Origin of the sequence: Aquabacter albus, from assembly GCF_040049275.1 — a bacterium.
Lineage (GTDB): Bacteria > Pseudomonadota > Alphaproteobacteria > Rhizobiales > Xanthobacteraceae > Aquabacter.
On record NZ_JBDZDT010000001.1, the window covers coordinates 221,054 to 244,293 of the forward strand.

The following is a 23,240-nucleotide window of genomic DNA, read 5'->3' on the forward strand; positions in this document are numbered from 1 at the left end:
CCAGCGTGAAGAGCATCTCCGCCGCGCGGCGGCGTAGATGGGTTGAAGCGCCTTCGGCGGGGTCCTTGCGCTGGGTCCCGGGTTGCATTCCACACCGCTGCGCGGCGTTTCATGCCCCCAGGACAAACTTCACTTCTGCGGCGGGTTCAGCCTGATGTGCAGCTCGCGCAGCTGCTTGGGCGCCACCTCGGAAGGTGCGCTCATCAGCAGGTCCAGCGCCTGCTGGTTCATGGGGAACAGCGAAATTTCGCGCAGGTTGGTCACCCCGCAGAGCAGCATGACCATGCGATCGATGCCCGCCGCCATGCCGCCATGGGGCGGTGCGCCATACTGGAACGCGCGGTACATGCCGCCGAACCGCTCCACCACGTCGCTCTCGCCATAGCCGGCGATCTCGAACGCCTTCACCATGGCGTTGGGGCGGTGGTTGCGGATGCCGCCGGAGGCGATCTCATAGCCGTTGCAGGCGATGTCGTACTGGAACGCGTTGATGGTGAGCGGATCCTTGGTCTCCAGGGCCTCAAGCCCGCCCTGCGGCATGGAGAAGGGATTGTGGGAGAAGTCGACCTTCTTCTCCTCCTCGTTCCACTCATACATGGGGAAGTCGACGATCCAGGCCAGCTCGTAGCGCTCGGTGTCGATGAGGTTCAGCTCCTCGCCCACCTTGGTGCGGGCAAGGCCGGCGAACTTGTAGAACTTGGTCGGGTCACCCGCGACGAAGAAGGCGGCATCGCCCTCCTTCAGGCCCAGCGCCTCGCGGATAGCCGCCGTGCGCTCGGGGCCGATATTGTTGGCGAGCGGGCCGGCGCCCTCCCCGCCCTCGCGCCACATGATGTAGCCGAGGCCCGGCTGGCCCTCGCCCTGCGCCCACGAATTCATGCGGTCGCAGAAGGCGCGCGAGCCGCCGGTGGGGCCGGGGATGGCCCACACCTGGTTCTTCGGGTCTTCGAGCATGCGCGCGAACACCTTGAAGTTCGAGCCGCGGAAATGCTCGGACACGTCCTGCATCACCAAGGGGTTGCGCAGGTCCGGCTTGTCGGTGCCGTATTTGCGCAGCGCCTCCGCATAGGGGATGCGCGGCCAGTCCTTGGTGACCGGCTTGCCCTCGGCGAACTCCTCGAACACGCCGGTGATGACCGGCTGCACGGCCGCGAACACGTCTTCCTGCTCGACGAAGCTCATCTCCAGGTCAAGCTGGTAGAACTCGCCGGGCAGGCGGTCGGCGCGCGGGTCCTCGTCGCGGAAGCAGGGCGCGATCTGGAAGTAGCGGTCGAAGCCCGACATCATGATGAGCTGCTTGTACTGCTGCGGGGCCTGGGGCAGCGCGTAGAACTTGCCTGGATGGAGGCGCGAGGGCACGAGGAAGTCGCGGGCGCCCTCGGGAGAAGAGGCGGTGAGGATGGGCGTCTGGAACTCGAAAAAGCCCTGGTCCTTCATGCGCCGGCGCAGCCCGTCGATGATCCGCCCGCGCTTCATGATGTTGTTGTGGATGCGCTCGCGGCGCAGGTCCAGGAAGCGGTAACGAAGCCGGATATCCTCGGGATAGTCCTGGTCGCCGAACACCGGCAGCGGCAGTTCGGCTGCGGGGCCGAGCACTTCCAGCTCGGTGGCGTAGATCTCGATCTTGCCCGTGGGCAGGTCCGCATTCTCCGTGCCTTCGGGGCGCAGGCGCACCTTGCCGTCGAACCGCACCACCCATTCGGCGCGCACCTTCTCGGCGTCGGCGAAGGCCGGGCTGTCCGGGTCCACCACCACCTGGGTGAGGCCGTAATGGTCGCGCAGGTCGATGAACAGGACGCCGCCATGGTCGCGGATGCGGTGGCACCAGCCGGACAGGCGGACGCTCTCGCCCACCTGGGCATCGGTGAGCGAACCGCAGGTGTGCGTGCGGTAGCGGTGCATGGGACGGCCTTTCGGACAACGGGAAAGCAAGCGGAGGCGGGCATCGCCGGGGGGCGTCGCCGCAGGACGCCGGAAGGTGCATGCAGCGCTTTCCTTGTCAAGGGCGGGCGGCCGCAAGGACCGATGGCGCGAATCCCGGCTTAAGCCCCCCGCGGGAAGAATTCGATCCTTGGCGCGACCAGCCTCCGGTAAGGATTAGCTCCACAGGACAATCATGTATAACCTCCCCTGCAGGGATCGGTCGAAGGGGACTTCATGGCGGACGCACCGGACACGCGTGAGCGCGAGGACGGTTCGCGTGGGGGGCTGAAGGAGACGGCTGCCCACGGGGTCGGCTGGGTGCGCACCATTGGCGGGCTTTTCGCAGTCGCGGTGCTGGTGGCCGCCATCGTCCTGGCCTACCAGACCCGCGAGCGCGCCACCGCCGACCGCCAGCGGGAGATGGCAAATCTCGCCCTCGCATTGGCGGAGCAGACCGAGCGCGCCTTCCAGGCCCTTGAGCTGGTGCAGCTCTCCGTCATCGAGCGCATCACGGCGGCCCACGTCACCGACGAAGCGCAGCTTGCCGCCACAGTGGGCACCATGGACGTGCACCGCATGCTCAGGGACAAGATCGACGCCCTGCCCTATGTGGACGCCGTCACCATCATCGGCGGGAGCGGCGCACTCCTCAATTTCTCCCGCTACTGGCCAATCCCGGTGGTGAACGTGGCGGACCGCGACTATTTCAATGCGCTGAAGGTCTCCGGCTCCGACGTCTCAATCAGCGCCCCGGTGCCCAATCGCGGCACCGGCACGGTCACCATCTATCTGGCGCGGCGCTTCAAGGCGCCGGATGGAAGCTTCCTCGGCCTCGTGCTCGGCGCCATGGAGCAGTCCTATTTCGAGAAATACTTCTCCGCCATCAAGCTCGGCCGCGATGGCGCCATCGCCATGTTCCGGCAGGACGGCTCCTACCTCGCCGGGCACCCCCATCTGGATCCGGACGCACAGGGCGCGGCCATCCGGCGGCAAGTGGCGTCCTCGCTGATCGCCACCTCGCTCGAAGAGGGGCGTGCGACCCCGGGCTTGCTGGACCGGAAGGAGCGCCTCTACGCCGCCAAGCGCCTCGCGACATATCCCGTCACCATATTTGTCACCGACAGCGTCGCCGCCGTGGAGCGGCGCGCCCGCGGGCAGATCATCCCCATCACGATCTTCGCCGGGCTCATCTGCCTCACCATACTGGTCGTGGTGCTACTGGCGGAACGGCATCTCAAAGCCCAGCAGCGCTTCACCCGCGCCGCCCACCATTCCGCGCGCCACGATCCCCTGACCGGCCTTCCGAACCGGCTCCACTTCTCCGAGCATCTCGACGAAGCGCTCGAAGCCCGCCCCGCCAACACCAGCCTCGCGCTGCTCTTCCTCGATCTCGATTATTTCAAGTCGGTCAACGACACGCTGGGCCATGCCATCGGCGATGACCTGTTGAAGGGGGTGGCGGATCGCATCTCCGGCTGCGTGGGGCCGGAGGCCATGGTGGCGCGCCTCGGCGGGGACGAATTCGCCATCGTCCTGTCTCACGCCGATGAAACCGAGGCATGCCGCATCGCCCAGCTCATCATCAATGCGATCCGCGAGCCGTTCGACCTCGGGCATCATCGTGTCGTCGCCGGCGGTTCCATCGGCATCGCGCTCGCGCCCGACCATGGCGAAACCCTGCCGGAGCTGTTGAAGAATGCGGACCTCGCGCTTTATCGCGCGAAGGGGGACGGACGGGGCCTCGCCAAGGTGTTCCAGCGCGAGATGGAGCGCGCCGCCCTCATCCGCCGGACCCTGGAGCTGGATCTCGACACGGCGTGGCGCGAGAAGCAGTTCTTCCTCGCCTACCAGCCCATCTTCGATTGCCGCACCTCGCGCATCGTCGGCTTTGAGGCCCTGCTGCGGTGGCGGCACCCGACACGGGGCATCGTGCCGCCTTCCGCCTTCATTCCCGCCACCGAGGACACCGGGCTCATCTTCCTGCTGGGCGCCTGGGTGCTCGAGGAAGCCTGCCGCGCCGCCACCGCGTGGCCGGAGCATATTTCCGTAGCGGTGAACCTCTCGCCGATCCAGTTCCGGGGCAACCGCGTCGCGGCGCAAGTCACCAACGCGCTGGAGGCTTCCGGCCTCCCCGCGCGCCGCCTGGAACTGGAGATCACCGAGACGGCGCTGATCCAGGAGGGTCCGGCAGCGCTCTCCATCATCGAAGGGTTCCGCGCGGACGGCATCCGGGTCGCGCTCGACGACTTCGGCACCGGCTATTCCTCCCTCGCCTACCTGCGCACCCTGCCCATCGACCGAATCAAGATCGACCATGCTTTCGTCGAAGGATTGGGCATGGACCACCACAGCCTGCCCATCATCCGGGCCATCCTCGCCCTCGCGCGCGCTTTGCCGCTGGCCACCACCATAGAAGGCGTGGAAAACTCCGAGCAGCTGGAAATCCTTCGGGCGGAAGGCTGCACGCACGTTCAGGGCTACCTCCTGGGCGGCCCGATCCCCTTCGAGGAGGCATGCGCACTGGTTCAACGCGAACCGATTGGCGCCGCGTAGCAATCAGGCCCTTTCAAGGCGGGCACCGGGCGCGCTATTGTCGCGCCATGGACCCGATCACCTCCACAGAGGCGCTGGCTTCGGCCTGCGTGCGCCTCTCCCGCCACGATTTCATTACCGTCGACACCGAGTTCCTGCGCGAGACGACGTTCTGGCCGAAGCTCTGCGTGATCCAGGCGGCGTCCCCGGACGAGGCGTTCATTGTCGACGCCCTGGCCCCGGACATCGACCTCACGCCCTTCTTCGAGCTGATGGCGAACCCGCGCGTGACCAAGGTGTTCCACGCTGCGCGGCAGGATATCGAAATCGTCTGGCACCGCGCCGGGCTCATCCCCCACCCGGTGTTCGACACCCAGGTGGCGGCGATGGTGCTGGGCTATGGCGACAGCATTTCCTACGACCAGCTGGTGCAGCGGGTCTGCGGGCATGCGCTGGACAAGTCCTCCCGCTTCACCGACTGGTCTCGCCGCCCGCTCTCCCAGGCCCAGCTCACCTACGCCATCGCGGACGTGACCCATCTGCGCGACATCTATCTCGCGCTTCTGAGGGATCTCGAAGCGCGCGGGCGCAGTGAATGGGTGGGCGAGGAAATGCACGTCCTCACCTCCCCCGCGACCTACCGGCAGGATCCCGATTCCGCCTGGGAGCGGCTGAAGTCGCGGGTGCGCAAGCCGCGCGAGCTGGCGGTGCTGGTGGAAGTGGCCGCTTGGCGCGAGCGCGAGGCGCAGTCGCGCGACCAGCCGCGCGGGCGCATCATCAAGGACGAGGTGATCGGCGAGATCGCCCTCCAGCAGCCCCAGACGCCGGAAAAGCTGGCCGAGCTGCGCTCGCTGCCCAAGGGCTTCGAGCGCTCGCGCTATGGCGAGGCGGTGCTGGAGGCGGTGAAGCGCGGGCTCGCCCGTGACCCCAAGACCCTGCCCCGCCTGGAGCGCGACCGTCCCTTGCCCAATGGCGCCACCGCCACCGTCGAGCTGCTGAAGGTTCTGCTGCGCATGACGGCGGAACAGCACGCCGTCGCCGCCAAGGTGATCGCCACCACCGAGGACCTGGAGCGCATCGCCGTCAATGACGAAGCTCCCGTGCCGGCGCTCAGCGGCTGGCGGCGCGAATTGTTCGGCGAGAACGCGCTGGCCCTGAAGGCCGGGCGGCTGGCGCTTGCGGTGGAGCACGGCAAGGTGATCGCGGTGGAGCGGTAGCTCCTACCGCCTGTCCGTCCGCATAATCTCCCACATGGAGATGTCCCGGGGCTGCTCCAGAAGATGGGGCAGCGCGGCGTGCCACTCTTCCCGGTAAGGCCGGGCGAGTTGCACCTCCAGCACGTCCCCGTGGTCCGCCCAGGTCTCGTGCAGCAGGAAGCGGTGCGCATCTTCCGGGTCGCGGTGGAGGGTGGCGTTCACGAATGTCGCCTCGTGGCGCATGGCGTCGAGGACGCCGTTCAGAAGGCCGAGGAAGCGCTCACGCTCCTGGGGCTTCACGGTGAAGCCAATCACATAGGTGACGCTCATGACCGGGTCTCCGGTGCCGGATTCAGGAAGAAGGCGCGCGTCTCGTCATCGGCCGGATAGAAGCATTCCAGCGCCATTTCTGAGAGCGTGACCTCGGTGGCGGTGCCGAACACGGTGGTGGCGGAGAGGAGCGACAGCACCATCCCGCTTTCCGGCACGCGCAGCTGCAGCGGCACGGCGATGGGGTTGGCGGCCGCCGCCGGCATGCGGCCCGTTCGGGCCGGCAAGGCGGACAATTCCCGGTGCAGCGCGAACAGGACCGGGTCTCCCGTCGCTTCCGCCTGGGCATTCAGCCGGTCGAGGAGGTGGTGGCGCCATTCGGCGAAGTTGGCGATGCGCGGCGCCAGCCCCTTCGGATGAAGGCTCAGCCGCAGCACGTTGACGGGCGGCGTGAGGAGTTCAGCCGATACGCCCGTAAGCAGGCCGGCGACCGCCCCGTTCGCCTCCACCAGCGTCCAATGCCGGTCCACCGCAAGCGCGGGGAACGGCATGTGCCCGGCAAGCACCCCATCCACCGCCGCGCGGGCAGCCGCCATATCCGGCGCGCCCAAAGGCCGTTCGGGATGGACCGGCGCATAGCCGGCGGCCAGCAGCAGGCGGTTGCGCTCGCGCAGCGGCATGGCGAGGCGCTCCGCGAGGCGCAGGAGCATCTCCCGGCTGCCGGCGGCACGGCCGCATTCCATGTAACTGAGGTGCCGGGCGGAGACGCCCGCATCTCCCGCAAGGTCCAGCTGGCTCAGTCTCCGGCGCCGCCGCCATTCTCGCAGCATGTCGCCTGCCGTATCGGAAGCATGTGTCATGGCGGCCATCATGGCGGGACACATACCGCAAGGCGATAACCTGCGAGGTCATGTCCAACGTGAGGGTGTCATTCCCATATTACCTCACACGACACTGTATCCGCAGGTATTTTCACATTCGAAATGTCGTTGCGGAAGGTTATGTCTTCCGCAACGTTTCAGTAAAACTGTCATCATCCTGTCGGAACCCTCCCCTCATGTTCGGCGCGCTTCATTGCCGATGGAGGGCGTTCCATGAAAAAATCCGCCGCCAGCCTTCTTCTTTCTGGCCTTATTGCCACTGCATGCATGCCCGCCTCCGCGGCGGACCGGCCGAACAACGTGATCTTGTTCATCGCCGACGGCCTGCGCAGCCCCATGGTGGATGATTCCACGGCGCCCACCATGTCGGCGCTCGCGCGCAGCGGCGTGTTCCTGCGCAACAGCCATGCGCTGTTCCCCACCTTCACCACCGCCAACGCCTCGGCCTTCGCGACCGGCCACTATCTGGGCGACACGGGCGATTTCTCGAACACCATCTACAGCGCCTTCCCCGTGCAGGCGGCGGGCGGCAGCGTCACGCCGTTCCTGGAGAGCGATCCGGTGATCGAGGAGGTGGACGCCCACTTCCAAGGCAATTACCTCAACGAGGAAACCATCCTGCAGATGGCGCAGGCGAAGGGCTACGGCACCGCGGCCGTGGGCAAGCTCGGCCCCACCTACATGTTCGACAATGTGGGCCGCAAAGCCATCGTCATCGACGACTCCACCGGCTCCAACAAGGGCGTCGCGCTCTCCCAGGACGTGCAGGACCGCATGAAGGCCGCCGGCCTTCCCCTCATCGCTCCCACGCGCGGCCCGAACGGCGTCGCCGGCGATTTCAAGACCCCCGGCACCAAGGTGGCCAACACCACCCAGCAGGACTTCTTCGCCGCCGCCGCCACCCGCGTGGTGCTGCCCATGCTGAAGGAAAAGGGCCAGCCCTTCGTGATGGTGTTCTGGTCGCGCGACCCGGACGGCACCCAGCACAATCAGGGCGACAGCCTGGGCAAGCTGGTGCCGGGCATCAACGGGCCGACCTCGCTCGCCGCCATCCGCAATGCCGATGACGATCTCGCCCGGCTGCGCGCCGCGCTCCAGGAGCTGGGGCTCGCGGACAGCACCAACATCATCGTCACCGCCGACCACGGCTTCTCCACCATCTCCAAGCAGAGCGCCACCAGCCCGGCGGCCAAGGACAGCTATGCGGACGTGCCCGCCGGCATGCTGCCCGTGGGCTTCCTCGCCATCGACATCGCCAAGGCGCTGAACCTGCCGCTTGCCGACCCCGACGCCAACTACGCCGCCATCGCCGCGGGCCAGCACCCCAAGGGCGGCAACGGCGTGATCGGCACCGACAAGGACAAGCCGAAAGTGGTGGTGGCGGCCAATGGCGGCTCCGACCTCATCTACCTGCCGGACGGCGACAAGGAACTGGCCGGAAAAGTCGTCCGCATGCTGCTGGAGCAGGACTATGTGAGCGGCCTGTTCGTGGACAAGGCGCTCGGCGCCTTCCCCGGCACGCTGACGCTCGACGACATCGCGCTCGACGGCAAGGCGGTGACGCCGAAGCCGGCCATCGCGGTCAATTTCCGCTCCTTCGACACGGTGTGCGGCGAGCCGGCGCGCTGTGGTGTGATCATCGCGGATAGCCCGCTCCAGCAGGGCCAGGGCCAGCACGGCTCCTTCAGCCGGGCGGACACCTGGAACTTCATGGCGTTCCACGGCCCCGACTTCAAGGCAGGCTTCATCGACCCCGCCCCCACCAGCAATGCGGATGTGGGCCGCACCATCGCCCACCTCCTCGGCCTGAAGGCGGAGGACAAGGGCAACCTCGTGGGCCGGGTGGTCACCGAAGCCATGAAGGGTGGCGAAGCACCAGAGGTGACAAGCCGCACCATCGTCTCGGCGCCCGCCCATAACGGCCTCCAGACCGTGGTGAACATGCAGATGGTGGGCGAGACCCGCTATTTCGACGCCGCCGGCTTCCCCGGCCGCACGCTGGGCCTCACGGCTCCGCCGCAGCCCACGCACTGAAGACCAGTTAGGTCGCCGCGCCCGAAACAATCTCGCAGGTTACGGGCGCGGCGATCTCGCACCGGTTCCGGCCGGCCTTCTTCGCCGCATACATGGCGGCGTCGGCATCCGCGAACACCTGCGTCAGGTTCGACGCGCCGGGGTCCGTGGGCATGCAGATGCCCACGGATGCCCCCACATCGAATTCCTGCCCTTCCCATGCGATGGGCTTGCGGATTTCGGCCACCGCCCGGCGCACCGCATCCTCGATGCCGGCGCGGTTCTTCAGCCCGCGACACAGAACCGCGAACTCGTCGCCGCCGACGCGCCCGATGAGACAGCTCTTGCCGAAGGCTCCGCGCAGCCGCTTCGCGGTCGCCTTCAGGCACGCATCTCCCGCGGCGTGGCCGAACGTGTCGTTGATGGCCTTGAAGCCGTCCAAATCGATCAGCACTAGCGCGGCGAGGGCGCGGGCGGCAGGCGCGCGGACGAGCGATTCAAGAAGCTGCTCCTCGAACATGCTCCGGTTGACGAGGCCGGTCAGCGGATCATGCTGGGCGAGCCGCCGCATGCGGTCCAGCAGCTCCTTCTCCTGCGTCACGTCCTGCTTGGTGCCGAAGATGCGGACGGGACGGCCCTCCTCCGCCTCCACGTCCACGGAGAGGCGCACCCATCTCTTATTGCCCTTGGGGGTCCTGATGCGGATGTCCATGGCGAAGCCGGAGCATTCGGCGATGGCCCGGCTGCGCAGGCGCTCCATCTCCTTGCGCGACTCCTCGAAATAGAGGTCGAGGATCATCTGGCGCGTGATGGCCGAGCCGCGCGGAAGCTCGAAGATGTCATAGACCCCGTCGGTCCAGGTGAGCTGTTCCGTCGTCAGGTCGCATTCCCAGGTGCCGATGCGCGCAAGGGCGGAAGAGCGCTCGTACATCTTCTTGTAGCGCAGGACTGAATCGTGGTGCTGCGCAGCGAGGCATGTCTGGGCGTCGAGGTCGCGCCGAAGGGTCTCGATGACCTGCGCGTCCCTTACCCTGCCGATCACGGCCCCTGCGATGCCCGCCATGCCCTGGAGGGCGCGTTCCTCCTCGGCCGTCAGCCGGCGCGGCGCGGCGCCCATGAGGCTCAGCGTGCCGCTTGGTGTGTCCTCACCGCTCGTAATGGGAATGCCCGCATAAAAGCGAACGGCACATGTTTCCGGGCCCGGCCGCTTCCGCATGAAGCGGGGATCGCCCGCCGTGTCTGAGATGATGAGAGGGCCGGGCGCATCCAGCACGCACGCGCAGTCCTCAATGATCGCGCAGGCGTCCAGCTCCCCCGCGCCTGTTGACCAGATGGCCGGGTGGCCGGCCAGAGAGATCGCGGCCATGGGCACATCGAACGTCTTGCGCACTGCAGCAAGCAGGCATTCAAGCTCAGTTCGTCCGACCTCGGTTAAATCCGCAACGTAAGGCAAAGCCGTGACTGCCCGGATGTGCAACGCAGGGGAATTTACTCACGAACCGTTCTCGCTTTGTTAGAACAAGCCCCCGCACGAAGCGCAAGTGGCACATTTCGCCAGCGAAAGAGGTACCTTTTTATTCCCGCTCGTCTTCTTGGGGCGCAGCGCTCCCCCGGAAACCTGTGGCGAGCACATAGAGCTCAGCCGAATCCGCGCGGCTGGCGGCGGGCTTCAGGTGCTTCACCTGGGCAAAATCGCGCTTCAGGTTCGCGAGCAGGGTGCCCTCAGTTCCGCCCTGGATCACCTTCGCCACGAAGGCGCCGCCAGGCGCCAGGACCTGCCGGGCGAAATCGGCGGCAAGCTCCACGAGGGCGACGATCTTCAGATGGTCGGTCTGCCGGTGGCCCGTGGCATTGGCCGCCATGTCGGACATGACGAGGTCCGCCGGGCCGTCCAGCATCTCCATAAGGCGCTGGGGGGCGTCTTCCGCGAGGAAATCCATCTGGGCGAAGGTGACGCCGGGAACGGGGTCCATCTCCAGGAGGTCGATGGCGACGATCTTGCCCTTGCCCTCCTCGACCCCGATGCGCTTGGCCGCCACCTGGCTCCAGCCACCGGGCGCAGCGCCGAGGTCCACCACGCGCAAGCCGCGCCGGAGCAGTTGAACCTTCTCGTTCATCTCGATGAGCTTGAAAGCGGCGCGCGAGCGCCAGCCCTCGCGCTTGGCGCGGGCCACATAAGGGTCGTTGAGCTGGCGCTGGAGCCATTTCTGCTGGGAGGTGGTGCGGCCGCGCGAGGTCTTCACGCGCACTTTCAGCGGGCGGCCGTCAGGCCCCTTGGTCGACGTGCTCAAGCGCTGGCCTCCGCCGCGACCGGCGCATCCGGCCGGCGCCAGACGCCGTCGGCCCGCATGAGCTGCACAAGCATGCCTTCCCGAAGGCCCCGGTCGGCCACGCGCAGGCGGTCGGTGGGGAACGCCTCCCGCACTGCCTCCATGATGGCGCAGCCGGCCAGCACCAGGTCCGCGCGCTGCGCACCGATGCAGGGGTTGGACACACGTTCCTCGAAAGACATGCCCACCAATTGGTCCACCACCCTGTTGATGTCGCGGCCATGGAGCCAGGCGCCGTCCACGCGGGTGCGGTCATAGCGCTGGAGGCCGAGATGGATGCCGGCCACCGTGGTCACGGTGCCGGAGGTGCCGAGAAGATGCATGCGGCCGGGGGCGCGCACGCCCCAGCTCTGGCGCACGCCCTCCAGCATGTCCGCCACCTCGGCGACCATGGTGTCGAACAGTTCGCGCGACACCTTCACCCCGCCATGGCGCTCCGCCAGCGAGACCACCCCCACAGGCATCGAGGCCCAGGAGCGGATGCGCGCGCGGGGCGGACCATCATCGCCGGAGGCTCGGCGGCCGAGCCAGACCACCTCGGTGGAGCCGCCGCCGATGTCGAACAGAATGGCGCCGTCGCAGGACGGGTCCACTAAAGGCGCGCAGCCGGCAGCGGCAAGCCCCGCCTCGGTGCGCCGGTCCACCACTTCGAGGGCGAGCCCGGTGCGCGCCTCCACCTCGGCGCAGAATTCGGCGCCGTTGGCGGCCGCGCGGCAGGCTTCGGTGGCGATCACGCGGGCGCGCAACACGCCGCGGCTGGCGATCTTGGCGGCGCAAACCTCGAGCGCACCCATGGCGCGCTCCATGGCAGCCGTGCCAAGCCGCCCGCTGCCGACCACCCCTTCGCCGAGCCGGACGATACGGGAGAATGCATCCACCACGCGGAAATTGCGCTGGGTCGGCCGGGCGATGAGGAGGCGGCAATTGTTGGTGCCGAGGTCGAGCGCGGCGTAAACGCGTTCGCTCCGCGTGCCGGGCCAGGGGCTAAGCACGGTGGGCGTGTCCTGAGAAGCGCGGTCACGCTCCCGGACAGACGGCGCCGGGTCCTGACAGGACCCGAGCGTCTCGTCCCTCATCTCAATCCCCTTGCCGCCCTCGGCGGCGCCAGATCCGGCGCGGCACGCGGGCTTTCATACATCATTTCAAAAGAAGTGTAGCAGCCAGGGCGCCGGGCGCAATCCACAGGCGCGATGCGCCGGTGCTAACGCTCTGTTCACCACGATCACCCGAAGGGCCGCCCCGGCAAGGGTTGGGAAAGGGGCGCCCGGCCATCCTCCCTCCAGGATAAGATCCGGTCCACGGAGAGACGATGATTTCGGCGGAGATGGTGGAGCGCATGGCAATGGGCGCACACAGCGCGGCGCGAGAGCGCTATCCGCTGCTGGAACCGTGGGACCGCCTTTCGCCCGAACGCCGCGCCTATCAATGCGCCCTCATGGCCAAGGCCCTGTCGGCCCTCACTGCCCGCGACGTTCTGAATCTCGCCAATTGCGTGCCCGAAGTGGTGGTGCTTCCGGCCGAGCCGAGCCCCTTCGCTCTGGCCGAGCTCCAGGAAGCCGCCATCGGCGACAGCGGCACGGTGGGCGATGCCAAGCGCCGCTACCGCTCGCTCCTGTCGGTCGCCGCCCAGCCGCTGCGCCAGCGCACCGGCCTGCCGGGCGGCGCGGCCTGACCGGGCGAAATCCAGCAAATCCCTAAACGATCGTCCGGCGCACCTGCTGCGGGCCGACCTTGAACAAGCGCTTGTAGCGCTCGATCTCTTCCGGCGGGCCCATGGCCTTGGTGGGGTTGTCCGACAGCTTCACCGTGGGGTGGCCGTTGGCGGAGATCACCTTGCAGACGATGGAGATGGGGTCGAGCCCGCCGCCAGCCACCAAGCCCCGGAAATCGTTGGTGAGCAGCGTGCCCCAGCCGAAGCCGAGGCGCATGCGGCCGGCAAAGCGGGCATTGATGCGCGCCACCTCCTCCACATCGAGGCCGTCGGAGAAGATGGCGAGCTTCTCGGCCGGGTCCTGCCCGCGCGAGCGCCACCACGCAACCGCCTCCTCGCCGCCCTCCAGGGGGTCCTTGCTGTCGATGCGGATGCCGGTCCAGCCCGCCAGCCAGTCCGGCGCGTCGGCGAGGAAGCCGGTGGTGCCATAGGTGTCGGGGAGCATGATCCGGAGGTTGCCCTCGTAATCCTCCTGCCAGTCCGCCAGCACCTGATAGGGCGCCCACAGCAATTCCTCGTCCGAGCGTGCGAGCGCGGCATAGACCATGGGCAGCTCGTGGGCGTTGGTGCCCGCCGCCTCCACCTCCCGGTTCTTGGCGATGAGGCAGTTGGATGTGCCGAGGAAGGTGTCGCCCAGGCCCTCGATCAATGCCTGCACGCACCAGTCCTGCCAGAGGAAGCCATGCCGGCGGCGGGTGCCGAAATCGGCGAGGTTGACGGGGCCGAGGGTTTTCAGGAACTCGACCTTCTCCCACACCCGCGTCATGGCGCGGGCGTAGAGGATCTGCAGCTCGAACTTGCCGAGTTCCTTCAGCACCGCCCGCGAGCGCAGTTCGTTGATGATCGCGAGCGCCGGGATCTCCCACATGGTGGTTTCCACCCAGGGCCCCTCGAAGATCAGCTCATACTGGCCCTGGCGCTTCTCCAGGTGATAGGCGGGGAAGCGGAAGCGCTCCAGCCAGGAGATATAATCCGGCGAGAACATCTGGCGCTTGCCGTAGAACATGTTGCCGCGCAGCCAGGTGGATTCGCCGCGCGTCAGCGAGAGCGAGCGCACATGGTCCAGTTGCTCGCGCAGCTCGCCGGCATCGATGATGTCTGCGATGCGGACATGGCTGGTGCGGTTATGGATGCCGAACGTCACCTGCACGGCCGGATGCCGCCGGAAGATCGTCTGGCCCATGAGCAGCTTGTAGAAGTCCGTATCCAGCACCGACCGGACGATCGGGTCGATCTTCCAGGTGTGGTTGTAAACGCGGGTCGCAATATCGATCATGGCGATCTCTCAAGGAGCGGCCGGGACCGACCCTCCTACCCGAGCGGCAGACTGTACGAATCACCCCCACCATGACGCTTCGCAGCCCCATGGGAAACCGCGCGACCCGACGGGAAAACCGCTTACACCATTACCCGCCCGCTCTCCAATGGAACCGCAGCCATTGCGAGCATCCATTTCAGCAACCTTTGCGGGAAGATTTGGCCTCGGCGCGGCCGATGGGACAAAAAAAGCCATGCGCGGGCCTCGGCGGTCATCAACCTGTGTGTTTAGGTGCGGAGGTATGAACGCAGTCGGCTAGATTTTGGGGGCGGTGCAGGTGGCCGCCACGGGTCGCCGACATGAAGGGCGACGCTGCGCCAGGATCGGCCGGCCGTGTATTGAATGAACAGGAATGCCATGGAGGCACGGGTCGGGAGCGGCTCAGCTGCTGTCGAGACGGGTGACTGGGCAGAAGCACTGCGAGCCCTGCGACGTCTGCTTGCCTTGGGCGAGTGCGGCATCTCCGAGATTTACGATGCCTATCTGAACGTCGCGAAAGACGTCTTCGCGCTTCGCACCGCTCTCATCGGCGGTGTGCGGGACGGCAGCGTGTCATTTCTCCGCGTCGTATCCGACGTGCCCGTGCCGTTCGCGCCGGCGGAGGCGTGGCCTGTCGCATCCCTCTTCGAGGGAGAAGCGGTGTGCGCCGGCACCAGCCTCCTGTGCCACCACATCGCGCACGAGCCGGGCCTGCGCGCGCATCCCCTTTATGCGCAGGGCGGGTTCGAGACTTATGCCGCCGTGCCGATCCGCATCGGCGCGCAGGTCTTTGGCGTCATCAGCCTCTTCGACCCCGATCCGCGCGCCAAGCCCTTCGATGCGGAAGCCCGGGCCTTCCTCGAACTTCTGGCGGACACGCTCGGCCACGCCATCGAACGCCATCAGCTAGAGACCCGGCGCCGCGCTGCGGAACAAGAGCGCCGTGAGGCCAGCGCACTGTTCGGCACGGCGTTCACCAACGCGCCCATCGGCATGGCGCTGGTGGGGCTCGACGGCCACTTCCTCCAGGTGAACGAGGCCGCATGCCGCTTCTTCGGCTACACCGAGCAGGAGCTGCTGGGGCAGGACTTCCAGTCCATCACATATGGCGCCGACCTCCACGCGGACCTCGACCTTCTGGAGGCCCTGCTGTCGGGCGACACCAAGGACTACCAGATGGAGAAGCGCTACGTGCACCGGGACGGCGCGATCGTCTGGGCGCAGCTGAACGTGGCGCTGGTCCGGTTCGAGGATGGTACGCCGCGCTGCTTCATTTCGCAGATCCAGGACATCAATCCCCGCCGCGCGCTCATCGCCGAGCTGGACCTGAGGCGCCACGAGCTGGAGGAAGCCAACCGCAAGCTCACCCAGCTTGCGGCCCTCGATCCTCTGACCGGCACGCTGAACCGGCGCGCGCTGCGCCAGCGCCTCGACGAGGAGATGGTGAGCGCGGTCAAGGCCGGCACCCCGCTCGCCTTCGTCATGGTCGATGTGGACCACTTCAAGAACTACAACGACCGCCATGGGCACCTGGAGGGCGACATCGCGCTGAAGATGGTAGCGCAATGCCTGAAGAGGACGGCCCGCGAATCCGACGCGGTCGGCCGCTTCGGCGGCGAAGAGTTCATGCTGCTCCTGCCTCGAACCGGAGAAGGCGACGCCCGCAAGGTTGCCGAGCGCCTGCGCGAAGGCATCGCCGCCTCCAAGGATCTTCGCTGGCCGCTGACGGTCAGCGCCGGCGTCCATGTGTTCCAGCCCGATGGAAAGGTCATCCCCGTGGACCGGCCCATCGCCCAGGCGGATACGGCGCTCTACAAGGCCAAGCAGAATGGCCGGAACCGGGTCGAGGTGGCTTAGGTCCTTTAGAGCCTCCCACTCAGAGCGTCCCCCCGGGCTTGACCCGGGGATCTCCCGCCATCCTTGGCGCCGCGCCACCCCCTTGGACATGCCCGGATCAAAGCCGGGCATGACCCGCTGAGGACGCGCGCCCATTCTTTCTGAATTGGAACGAATGTACTTCCAATTGTTCCCATAGAAGCAAATGCGGGTTGGGCGTATCTCCATCGAAAGTCCAATAACGGGAGGATGCCATGGCTCGTATGCGTGCCGTCGATGCCGCGGTCCGGGTTCTTGAAAAGGAAGGCATCACCTGTGCCTTCGGTGTTCCGGGCGCGGCGATCAATCCGCTTTATTCCGCGCTGAAGGCGCGCGGCTCCATCCGCCATGTCCTGGCGCGCCACGTGGAAGGCGCCTCGCACATGGCCGAGGGCTATACCCGCGCTGTGGCCGGCAATCTCGGCGTGTGCATCGGCACATCGGGCCCCGCCGGCACCGACATGATCACCGGCCTCTATTCTGCCCAGGCGGATTCGATCCCGATCCTGTGCATCACCGGCCAGGCGCCCCGTGCGCGCCTCTATAAGGAAGACTTCCAGGCGGTGGACATCGAATCCATCGCCAAGCCCGTCACCAAGTGGGCGGTCACCGTGCGCGAGCCGGCACTGGTCCCCATGGTGTTCCAGCAGGCGTTCCACGTCATGAAGTCCGGCCGCCCCGGCCCGGTGCTCATCGACCTGCCGCTGGACGTCCAGCTCGCCGAGATCGAGTTCGACGACGAGACCTACGCGCCGCTCCCCGTCTACAAGCCGAAGGCGACCCGCGCCCAGGCGGAGAAGGCCCTGTCCTTCCTCCTCGCCTCTGAGCGCCCGCTGATCGTCGCCGGCGGCGGCATCATCAATGCGGACGCGGCCGACCTCCTCGTCGAGTTCGCCGAGACGGCCGGCATCCCGGTCATCCCCACCCTCATGGGCTGGGGCACCATCCCCGACGACCACAAGCTGATGGCCGGCATGTGCGGCCTCCAGACCTCGCACCGCTACGGCAATGCGAACATGCTGGCCTCCGACTTCGTGCTCGGCATCGGCAATCGCTGGGCGAACCGGCACACGGGCTCGGTTGAGGTCTACACCAAGGGCCGCAAGTTCGTTCACGTGGACATCGAGCCGACCCAGATCGGCCGCGTCTTCGGGCCGGACTTCGGCCTCGTCTCTGACGCCGGCGCCGCTCTGGAGCTGTTCGTGGAGATCGCCAAGGAGTGGAAGGCGGCCGGCAAGCTGCCCGACTATTCCGCCTGGGCCGCCGAATGCCTCCAGCGCAAGCAGACCATGCTGCGCAAGTCGCATTACGACAACGTGCCCCTCAAGCCCCAGCGGGTCTATGAGGAGATGAACGAGGCGTTCGGCCGTGACGTGACTTATGTCACCACCATCGGCCTCTCGCAGATTGCGGGCGCCCAGTTCCTCCAGGTCTACGAGCCCCGCAACTGGATCAATTGCGGCCAGGCCGGCCCCCTCGGCTGGACCCTGCCGGCGGCGCTCGGTGTGCGCGCGGCGCGGCCCGACGCGAAGATCGTGGCGCTCTCGGGCGATTACGACTTCCAGTTCATGATCGAGGAACTAGCGGTGGGCGCCCAGCACAAGCTGCCCTACCTCCACGTGGTCGTGAATAATTCGTATCTCGGCCTTATCCGGCAGGCGCAGCGCGGCTTCGACATGGACTTCGAAGTGTCGCTGGCGTTCGACAACATCAATTCCGAGGAGGCCGGCGGCTACGGCGTCGACCATGTGGTGGTGGCGGAAGGCCTCGGCTGCAAGGCGATCCGGGTGCGCACCCCCAACGAGTTCAAGGACGCGTTCGCCCAGGCCGAGACGCTCATGAAGGAGCATCAGGTGCCGGTGGTGGTGGAGTTCATCCTGGAGCGGGTGACCAACATCGCCATGGGCGTCGAGATCGACAAGGTCAACGAATTCGAAGAGATCCTCGACGTGCCCGTCGAGAAAGTGCGGCAACCCGAGCCGGCGGAGTGACCTCCCCTCCGAAGATTGGGTAGACTTGGCCCTCCGGCCCCGCCGGAGGGTTCTTCATGACCGGGCTGGCCCATGGGGGGCGCCGGTAAATCACGAAAAATCACAGGCTCAGCCAGCGGAGAGGTGAATGCCCAAATTCGCAGCCAATCTCACCATGCTCTGGAACGAGATCGACTTCCTCGACCGGTTCGAGAAGGCGGCCAAGGCCGGCTTCACCGGCGTGGAATATCTCTTCCCCTATGCCTATCCCGCCGAACAGCTGAAGGAAAAGCTGGAGACGAACGGCCTGAAGCAGGCCCTCCACAACCTGCCCGCCGGCGACTGGGCCAAGGGCGAGCGCGGCCTCGCCGTGCTGCCCGACCGGGTGGGCGAGTTCCAGGACAGCGTCGGCAAGGGCATCGAATATGCCAAGGTGCTGGGAACTGAGACGCTGAACGTGCTGGTGGGCCTCACCCCGGCGGGCGTGCCGGCCGAGAAGATCCATGAGACGCTGGTGTCGAACCTGAAGTTCGCCGCCGCCGAGCTGAAGAAGGCGGGCATCCCGTTCGTGGCGGAAGCCATCAACACCCGCGACATTCCCGGCTTCCACCTCACCGGCACCAAGCAGTCCATGGCGCTGTTCGACGAAGTGGGCGCGGACGACATCTTCCTGCAGTACGACATCTATCACATGCAGATCATGGAAGGTGACCTCACCCCCACGATCCGCGCGCTGCTGCCGCGCATCAAGCACATCCAGCTTGCGGACAATCCGGGCCGCGGCGAGCCAGGCACGGGCGAGATAAATTATCCCTTCGTGCTCAAGGCCATCGACGATGCCGGCTATGCAGGATGGGTCGGCTGCGAGTACAAGCCAAAGACCACAACCGACGAGGGTCTTGGCTGGCTCAAGGCGTATTAAGGCCCGACAAAGCGCGCCCTAATCCCCTCCCCCGCAAAGGGGGAGGGTCAAGAACCGCAAGGTCGCACATATAAAGCGCCCCCGGCGCCGCTCATACTGGGAGAATCAAGACATGAACGTGGGTTTCATCGGTCTCGGCATCATGGGCAACCCCATGGCCGGCCATCTCATCGACGCCGGCCACACGCTGTTCGTCTATGACGTGTTCAAGATCCCGTCCGAAGTGACCGGCAAGGGCGCCACCGCCGTCGCCTCCTCCGCCGAGGTCGCGAAGAATTCCGACGTGATCATCCTCATGGTGCCGGATACCCCGCATGTTGAGGAAGCCCTGTTCGGCGCCGTCGGCGTCGCCGAGGGCCTCACCCCCGGCAAGATCGTGGTGGACATGAGCTCCATCTCGCCGGTGGCCACCAAGCAGTTCGCCGAAAAGATCAACGCGCTCGGCTGCGACTATCTCGATGCCCCGGTGTCCGGCGGCGACGTGGGCGCGAAGGCTGCGTCCCTCACCATCATGGTCGGCGGCCCGGAAGGCGCCTTCGAGACGGTGAAGCCCCTGTTCGAGAAGATGGGCAAGAACATCACGCTCGTGGGCGGCAACGGCGACGGGCAGACCACCAAGGTCGCGAACCAGATCATCGTCGCCCTCACCATCGAGGCGGTGAGCGAGGCCCTGCTGTTCGCCTCCAAGGCCGGCGCTGATCCCGCGAAGGTGCGCCAGGCGCTCATGGGCGGCTTCGCCAATTCGCGCATCCTGGAAGTCCATGGCGAACGCATCGTGAAGCGCAACTTCGCCCCCGGCTTCCGGATCGAGCTGCACCAGAAGGACCTCAACCTCGCTCTGTCCTCGGCCCGCGCGCTCGGCGTCTCGCTGCCGAACACCGCGACCGCGCAGGAGCTGTTCAACTCGGTCGCCGCCCATGGCGGCGCGAAGCTCGACCACTCCGCCATGGTCAAGGCCCTGGAGCTGCTGGCGAACCACGAGGTCGCCTGATAGCGGGCCTCGCTCGCGCAACGAAGTCCCCTCTCCCGTCCGGACCCGGCTGTGGCCGGGTTCGGTCAGTCAAGTGCCGAAGTTGGAAACATCCGACTTCGGTGCGGGGGAGGGCCAGGGAGGGGGAAGGCGGGCGGTTTCTCTACGGAGCGACGTCGCCCTGCTTGATGGTCCCCTCCCCAACAACCCTCCCCCGCGAGCGGGAGAGGGAGTGCGTCGCTCAACTGACGACCATTCAAGGGGGAGGAAAGCCATGGCTTTGAGACGCGACCGGTCCACCAAGATCGTTGCCACCGTCGGCCCCGCCTCGAACAGCCCGGAGATGCTCCGGGCGCTGTTCCTCGCCGGCGTGGACGTGTTCCGGCTGAACTTCAGCCACGGCACCCAGGAAAATCACGGCGAGGTGCTCGCCCGCATCCGCGCGCTGGAAGCCGAGATGGGCCGCCCCATCGGCGTCATCGCCGACCTCCAGGGCCCCAAGCTCCGGCTCGGCCGGTTCGTGGAGAACGCAATCACCTTCGCCCCCGGCAAGGTCCTGCGCTTCGACGCGGACGTGGGCCGGCTGGGCGACGACACCCGCGTCCCCATTCCCCATCCCGACATCATCGAGGCGCTCACCCTGGGCGCAACCGTGCTGTGCGACGATGGCAAGGTGCGCCTGAGGGTGGTGGGCAAGGGACCCGGCTGGCTGGATGCCGAAGTCATCAGCGGCACGAAGCTCTCCAACAATAAGGGCTTCAACATCCCCGACGTGGTGCTGCCGCTCTCGCCGCTTACCGAGAAGGACCATCTGGACCTCCAGTTCGCACTCTCCAAGGGCGTGGAATGGATCGCGCTCTCCTTCGTGCAGCGGCCCGAGGACATCCACGAGGCCCGCGCCATCATCGGCGACCGCGCCGCCATCATGCTGAAGATGGAGAAGCCGGCGGCGGTGGAGCATCTGACCGAGCTGGTCCAGCTCTCCGACGCCATCATGGTGGCGCGCGGCGATCTCGGCGTGGAGCTGTCGCTCCCCGAAGTGCCGCCCATCCAGAAGCGCATGATCGCCGAATCCCGCCGCTTCGGCCGCCCCGTGATCGTGGCGACGCAGATGCTGGAAAGCATGATCACCGCGCCCGTCCCCACCCGCGCCGAGGTCTCCGACGTCGCCACCGCCGTCTATGAGGGCGCGGACTGCGTGATGCTCTCCGCCGAGAGCGCCGCCGGCCAGTATCCCATCGAGGCGGTCTCGTTCATGGACGAGATCATCCGCAACGTGGAGCGCGACCCCGGCTATCGCCAGATCCTCGACGCGACTCCGGCGCCCAGCGGCAACACAATCGGCGATGCGGTCATCAAGGCCGCCACCCAGACCGCCACCGCCGTGGGCGCCAAGGCGCTCGTCGCCTACACGCTGTCGGGCACCACGGGCCTGCGCGCCGCGCGCGAGCGTCCGGCCCAGCCCATCCTCGGCATCACCAGCCGCATCGAGACGGCGCGGCGCCTCGCCCTCTCCTATGCGGTCCATGCCGTGCATGCGCCGGAGGACATCCATTCCTTCGGCGAGATGGTGGACAATGCGGTGCGGATCGCCGTGCGCGAGGGCCTGGGCACGCCGGGCGAGCGCCTCGCCATCACGGCCGGCGTGCCGTTCGCCCGCCCCGGCACCACCAACATCCTGCGGGTCACCACCATTGGCGACACCGACCCGCCCAGCAAGTACGACGTGGAGGTGGAGGTCGCGCCCCGCGTAACCGAAACCGCCTGATATCACGGCACAATTCCGCGACAAATAGCCTCATATGCGCTATGGTTCTCAGGTTGCTTGCCCGCGCTCCGGCGCGGGCTGAGTTTTTGTTCTTCCCCAAGCGTCCCGATGACGTTCGAATACGACCTCGTTCCACGGCTCGGGATAAGTGCGCATGCCGGTTGAAATCGAACGCAAGTTCCTCGTCTGCTCCGATGCCTGGCGCGAGGGTGCCCATGGGCAGCGTTTCAGCCAGGGCTATCTCTGCATTTCGGAGAACGCGACCGTGCGGGTGCGCCATGCCGGCGCCCGCGCCTTCATCACCGTCAAGGGCTCCACCGAGGGCATGTCGCGGGCGGAGTTCGAATACGAGATCCCGGTCGCCGACGCGGACGCCCTCCTGCGGGACCATTGCCTGAAACCGCTGATCGAGAAGACGCGCTACGACGTGCCGTTCGCCGGCAAGACCTGGACGGTGGACGTGTTCGAGGCCGGCAATGAGGGCCTCGTCGTCGCCGAAATCGAATTGTCCCACGACACGGAGAAGGTCGCCCTCCCGCCCTGGATCGGCGAGGAGGTCACCGACGACCCGCGCTACCGGAACTCTGCGCTGGTGAGCGAGCCCATGACCGGCAACGGGGCTTGAGCCGGCACTTGTCCCGGTAGACCCTTTAGGTCTTCGCCTCTCCCAATGCCGCCTCCACCTCCAGCAGATCCCGCCAGACCAGCCTTTTGCCCAACGGCGTGCGCAGCAAATAGGCCGGGTGGAAAGTCGGCATGGCGCGGATCGTCCGCTTGCCCGTGTCGTAGGAGAAGAAGCGCCCGCGGGTCTTGGTGATGCCCTCGGTGATCCCGAGCAGCGTCTGCGCCGAGGGGTTGCCGAGGCAGATCAGGATATCCGGGTCCGCCAGTTCGATCTGCCGCCGGATGAAGGGCAGGCAGATGGCGGTTTCCTGCGGCGTCGGCGTGCGGTTGCCGGGCGGGCGCCAGGGAATGACGTTTGCGATGTAGGCGCTGGTCCGGTCGAGGCCGATGGCGCCCATCATCAGATCCAGCAGCCGGCCGGAGCGGCCGACGAAGGGCAGGCCCTGCGCGTCCTCGTCGCGCCCCGGCGCCTCCCCCACGAACATCACGCGGGCTTCCGGTTTCCCATCGGCAAAGACGAGCCGCGTCGCGGTGCGCTTCAGGGGACAGCCCTCGAACGCATCGAGGATGGCGCGCAGCTCATCGAGGCTGCCGGCGGCGCGGGCCGCCTCGCGCGCAGCCATTACCGCCTCGTCCGGCGGCTGCGCGGCCATGACGGGCGAAGGCGCAACTGATGGGACCGCGCGCGGTGCGGCCGGGCGCGGCGGGACGAGGGGCGAAGGCGCTAGCGAAGAGGAGGCGGAAGAGGCGGGCCGGACGGGCGGCGCCTCCGCCGGCTTCGCTGCGCGCGCGGCCGCAGCGGCGGCGAACCGGTTCACCGGCGCATCACCCAAGGCAACGTCCACCCCGGCCTCCACATGGAAGGCCAGGAGATCGCGAATGTATGAAACAGAAAAATTCGTCATTAGCCGGCGCGTTCGTCCTCCATCATAGAGCATCCCGACCCGTCCTGCGATTC

At 67.0% G+C, this 23,240-nt stretch carries 17 protein-coding genes and 1 pseudogene; 10 read left to right on the forward strand and 8 right to left on the reverse strand.

Annotated elements, in window-relative coordinates:
- Positions 1-129: 129 nt before the first annotated feature.
- Entirely contained in the window at positions 130-1,902 is a 1,773-nt protein-coding gene (aspS, locus tag ABLE91_RS00915; protein WP_348927541.1) for an aspartate--tRNA ligase, read from the reverse strand.
- 255 nt (positions 1,903-2,157) lie between these two features.
- On the opposite strand from aspS, the gene ABLE91_RS00920 reads away from it, so the two are divergent.
- The gene (locus ABLE91_RS00920) at positions 2,158-4,476 is read left to right on the forward strand and encodes a bifunctional diguanylate cyclase/phosphodiesterase (protein WP_348927544.1); all 2,319 of its coding nucleotides are present in this window, start codon (positions 2,158-2,160) and stop codon (positions 4,474-4,476) included.
- Between the two features lie 47 nt (positions 4,477-4,523).
- On the forward strand, positions 4,524-5,672 hold the full coding sequence (rnd, locus tag ABLE91_RS00925; RefSeq protein WP_348927546.1) for a ribonuclease D: 1,149 nt from the start codon (positions 4,524-4,526) through the stop codon (positions 5,670-5,672).
- A 3-nt stretch (positions 5,673-5,675) separates the two neighbouring features.
- Here the strand turns inward: rnd and ABLE91_RS00930 are convergent, their stop codons facing one another.
- Positions 5,676-5,981: a putative quinol monooxygenase gene (locus ABLE91_RS00930; protein ID WP_348927548.1), complete on the reverse strand. Its 306-nt coding sequence runs from the start codon at positions 5,979-5,981 to the stop codon at positions 5,676-5,678.
- Complete coding sequence (locus ABLE91_RS00935) at positions 5,978-6,781, reverse strand: helix-turn-helix domain-containing protein (RefSeq protein ID WP_348927551.1); 804 nt, start codon at positions 6,779-6,781, stop codon at positions 5,978-5,980. Before ABLE91_RS00935 ends, ABLE91_RS00930 begins: the two co-directional genes overlap by 4 nt.
- Positions 6,782-7,015: 234 nt before the next feature.
- Between ABLE91_RS00935 and ABLE91_RS00940 the strand changes: the two genes are divergently transcribed.
- On the forward strand, positions 7,016-8,836 hold the full coding sequence (locus tag ABLE91_RS00940; RefSeq protein WP_510181889.1) for an alkaline phosphatase family protein: 1,821 nt from the start codon (positions 7,016-7,018) through the stop codon (positions 8,834-8,836).
- A gap of 7 nt (positions 8,837-8,843) precedes the next feature.
- On the opposite strand, the gene ABLE91_RS00945 is transcribed toward ABLE91_RS00940, so the two are convergent.
- The 3 genes from ABLE91_RS00945 to ABLE91_RS00955 all read right to left on the reverse strand — a co-directional run bounded on the left by ABLE91_RS00945 (position 8,844) and on the right by ABLE91_RS00955 (position 12,221).
- Positions 8,844-10,181: a diguanylate cyclase domain-containing protein gene (locus tag ABLE91_RS00945; protein WP_348927556.1), complete on the reverse strand. Its 1,338-nt coding sequence runs from the start codon at positions 10,179-10,181 to the stop codon at positions 8,844-8,846.
- 208 nt (positions 10,182-10,389) lie between these two features.
- Positions 10,390-11,106 (reverse strand): RlmE family RNA methyltransferase, encoded by a 717-nt coding sequence (locus tag ABLE91_RS00950; RefSeq protein WP_348927558.1) that lies wholly within the window; start codon positions 11,104-11,106, stop codon positions 10,390-10,392.
- Entirely contained in the window at positions 11,103-12,221 is a 1,119-nt protein-coding gene (locus tag ABLE91_RS00955) for a Ppx/GppA phosphatase family protein (RefSeq protein WP_348927560.1), read from the reverse strand. Before ABLE91_RS00955 ends, ABLE91_RS00950 begins: the two co-directional genes overlap by 4 nt.
- A 233-nt stretch (positions 12,222-12,454) precedes the next feature.
- Between ABLE91_RS00955 and ABLE91_RS00960 the strand changes: the two genes are divergently transcribed.
- Positions 12,455-12,817: a hypothetical protein gene (locus ABLE91_RS00960; protein WP_348927563.1), complete on the forward strand. Its 363-nt coding sequence runs from the start codon at positions 12,455-12,457 to the stop codon at positions 12,815-12,817.
- A 22-nt stretch (positions 12,818-12,839) separates the two neighbouring features.
- Here ABLE91_RS00960 and pncB read toward each other — a convergent pair whose 3' ends face one another.
- Positions 12,840-14,132 carry a nicotinate phosphoribosyltransferase gene (gene pncB / locus ABLE91_RS00965; RefSeq protein WP_348927566.1) on the reverse strand — a complete coding sequence of 431 codons (1,293 nt, stop codon included), beginning with the start codon at positions 14,130-14,132 and terminating at the stop codon, positions 12,840-12,842.
- A gap of 399 nt (positions 14,133-14,531) precedes the next feature.
- On the opposite strand from pncB, the gene ABLE91_RS00970 reads away from it, so the two are divergent.
- From ABLE91_RS00970 to ABLE91_RS00995, 6 genes and pseudogenes are all read left to right on the forward strand, one after another.
- On the forward strand, positions 14,532-16,010 hold the full coding sequence (locus tag ABLE91_RS00970) for a sensor domain-containing diguanylate cyclase (RefSeq protein ID WP_348927569.1): 1,479 nt from the start codon (positions 14,532-14,534) through the stop codon (positions 16,008-16,010).
- A 233-nt stretch (positions 16,011-16,243) separates the two neighbouring features.
- Entirely contained in the window at positions 16,244-18,019 is a 1,776-nt protein-coding gene (gene gcl / locus ABLE91_RS00975) for a glyoxylate carboligase (protein WP_348927571.1), read from the forward strand.
- Positions 18,020-18,146: 127 nt separating this feature from the next.
- Positions 18,147-18,920, forward strand: a complete 774-nt coding sequence (hyi, locus tag ABLE91_RS00980) for a hydroxypyruvate isomerase (protein ID WP_348927574.1) — start codon at positions 18,147-18,149, stop codon at positions 18,918-18,920.
- Between the two features lie 64 nt (positions 18,921-18,984).
- Positions 18,985-19,911 (forward strand): annotated as a pseudogene (locus tag ABLE91_RS00985) (2-hydroxy-3-oxopropionate reductase); the annotation flags it as partial.
- Between the two features lie 253 nt (positions 19,912-20,164).
- The gene (gene pyk, locus ABLE91_RS00990; RefSeq protein WP_348927577.1) at positions 20,165-21,658 is read left to right on the forward strand and encodes a pyruvate kinase; all 1,494 of its coding nucleotides are present in this window, start codon (positions 20,165-20,167) and stop codon (positions 21,656-21,658) included.
- A gap of 154 nt (positions 21,659-21,812) precedes the next feature.
- Positions 21,813-22,283 (forward strand): CYTH domain-containing protein, encoded by a 471-nt coding sequence (locus ABLE91_RS00995; protein WP_348927578.1) that lies wholly within the window; start codon positions 21,813-21,815, stop codon positions 22,281-22,283.
- Between the two features lie 25 nt (positions 22,284-22,308).
- Here ABLE91_RS00995 and ABLE91_RS01000 read toward each other — a convergent pair whose 3' ends face one another.
- Positions 22,309-23,187 carry a uracil-DNA glycosylase gene (locus ABLE91_RS01000; protein ID WP_348927581.1) on the reverse strand — a complete coding sequence of 293 codons (879 nt, stop codon included), beginning with the start codon at positions 23,185-23,187 and terminating at the stop codon, positions 22,309-22,311.
- Between the last annotated feature and the right edge of the window lie 53 nt (positions 23,188-23,240).

Coding starts and splice junctions, on each gene's coding strand:
- ABLE91_RS00960 (WP_348927563.1), top strand. CDS start 12,455: ATGATTTCGGCGGAGATGGTGGAGCGCATGGCAATGGGCGCACACAGC.
- hyi (WP_348927574.1), top strand. CDS start 18,147: ATGCCCAAATTCGCAGCCAATCTCACCATGCTCTGGAACGAGATCGAC.
- ABLE91_RS00920 (WP_348927544.1), top strand. CDS start 2,158: ATGGCGGACGCACCGGACACGCGTGAGCGCGAGGACGGTTCGCGTGGG.
- ABLE91_RS00945 (WP_348927556.1), bottom strand. CDS start 10,181: ATGGCCGCGATCTCTCTGGCCGGCCACCCGGCCATCTGGTCAACAGGC.
- ABLE91_RS00935 (WP_348927551.1), bottom strand. CDS start 6,781: ATGACACATGCTTCCGATACGGCAGGCGACATGCTGCGAGAATGGCGG.
- gcl (WP_348927571.1), top strand. CDS start 16,244: ATGGCTCGTATGCGTGCCGTCGATGCCGCGGTCCGGGTTCTTGAAAAG.
- pyk (WP_348927577.1), top strand. CDS start 20,165: ATGGCTTTGAGACGCGACCGGTCCACCAAGATCGTTGCCACCGTCGGC.
- pncB (WP_348927566.1), bottom strand. CDS start 14,132: ATGATCGATATTGCGACCCGCGTTTACAACCACACCTGGAAGATCGAC.
- rnd (WP_348927546.1), top strand. CDS start 4,524: ATGGACCCGATCACCTCCACAGAGGCGCTGGCTTCGGCCTGCGTGCGC.
- ABLE91_RS01000 (WP_348927581.1), bottom strand. CDS start 23,187: ATGACGAATTTTTCTGTTTCATACATTCGCGATCTCCTGGCCTTCCAT.
- aspS (WP_348927541.1), bottom strand. CDS start 1,902: ATGCACCGCTACCGCACGCACACCTGCGGTTCGCTCACCGATGCCCAG.
- ABLE91_RS00930 (WP_348927548.1), bottom strand. CDS start 5,981: ATGAGCGTCACCTATGTGATTGGCTTCACCGTGAAGCCCCAGGAGCGT.
- ABLE91_RS00955 (WP_348927560.1), bottom strand. CDS start 12,221: ATGAGGGACGAGACGCTCGGGTCCTGTCAGGACCCGGCGCCGTCTGTC.
- ABLE91_RS00940 (WP_510181889.1), top strand. CDS start 7,016: ATGAAAAAATCCGCCGCCAGCCTTCTTCTTTCTGGCCTTATTGCCACT.
- ABLE91_RS00995 (WP_348927578.1), top strand. CDS start 21,813: ATGCCGGTTGAAATCGAACGCAAGTTCCTCGTCTGCTCCGATGCCTGG.
- ABLE91_RS00970 (WP_348927569.1), top strand. CDS start 14,532: ATGGAGGCACGGGTCGGGAGCGGCTCAGCTGCTGTCGAGACGGGTGAC.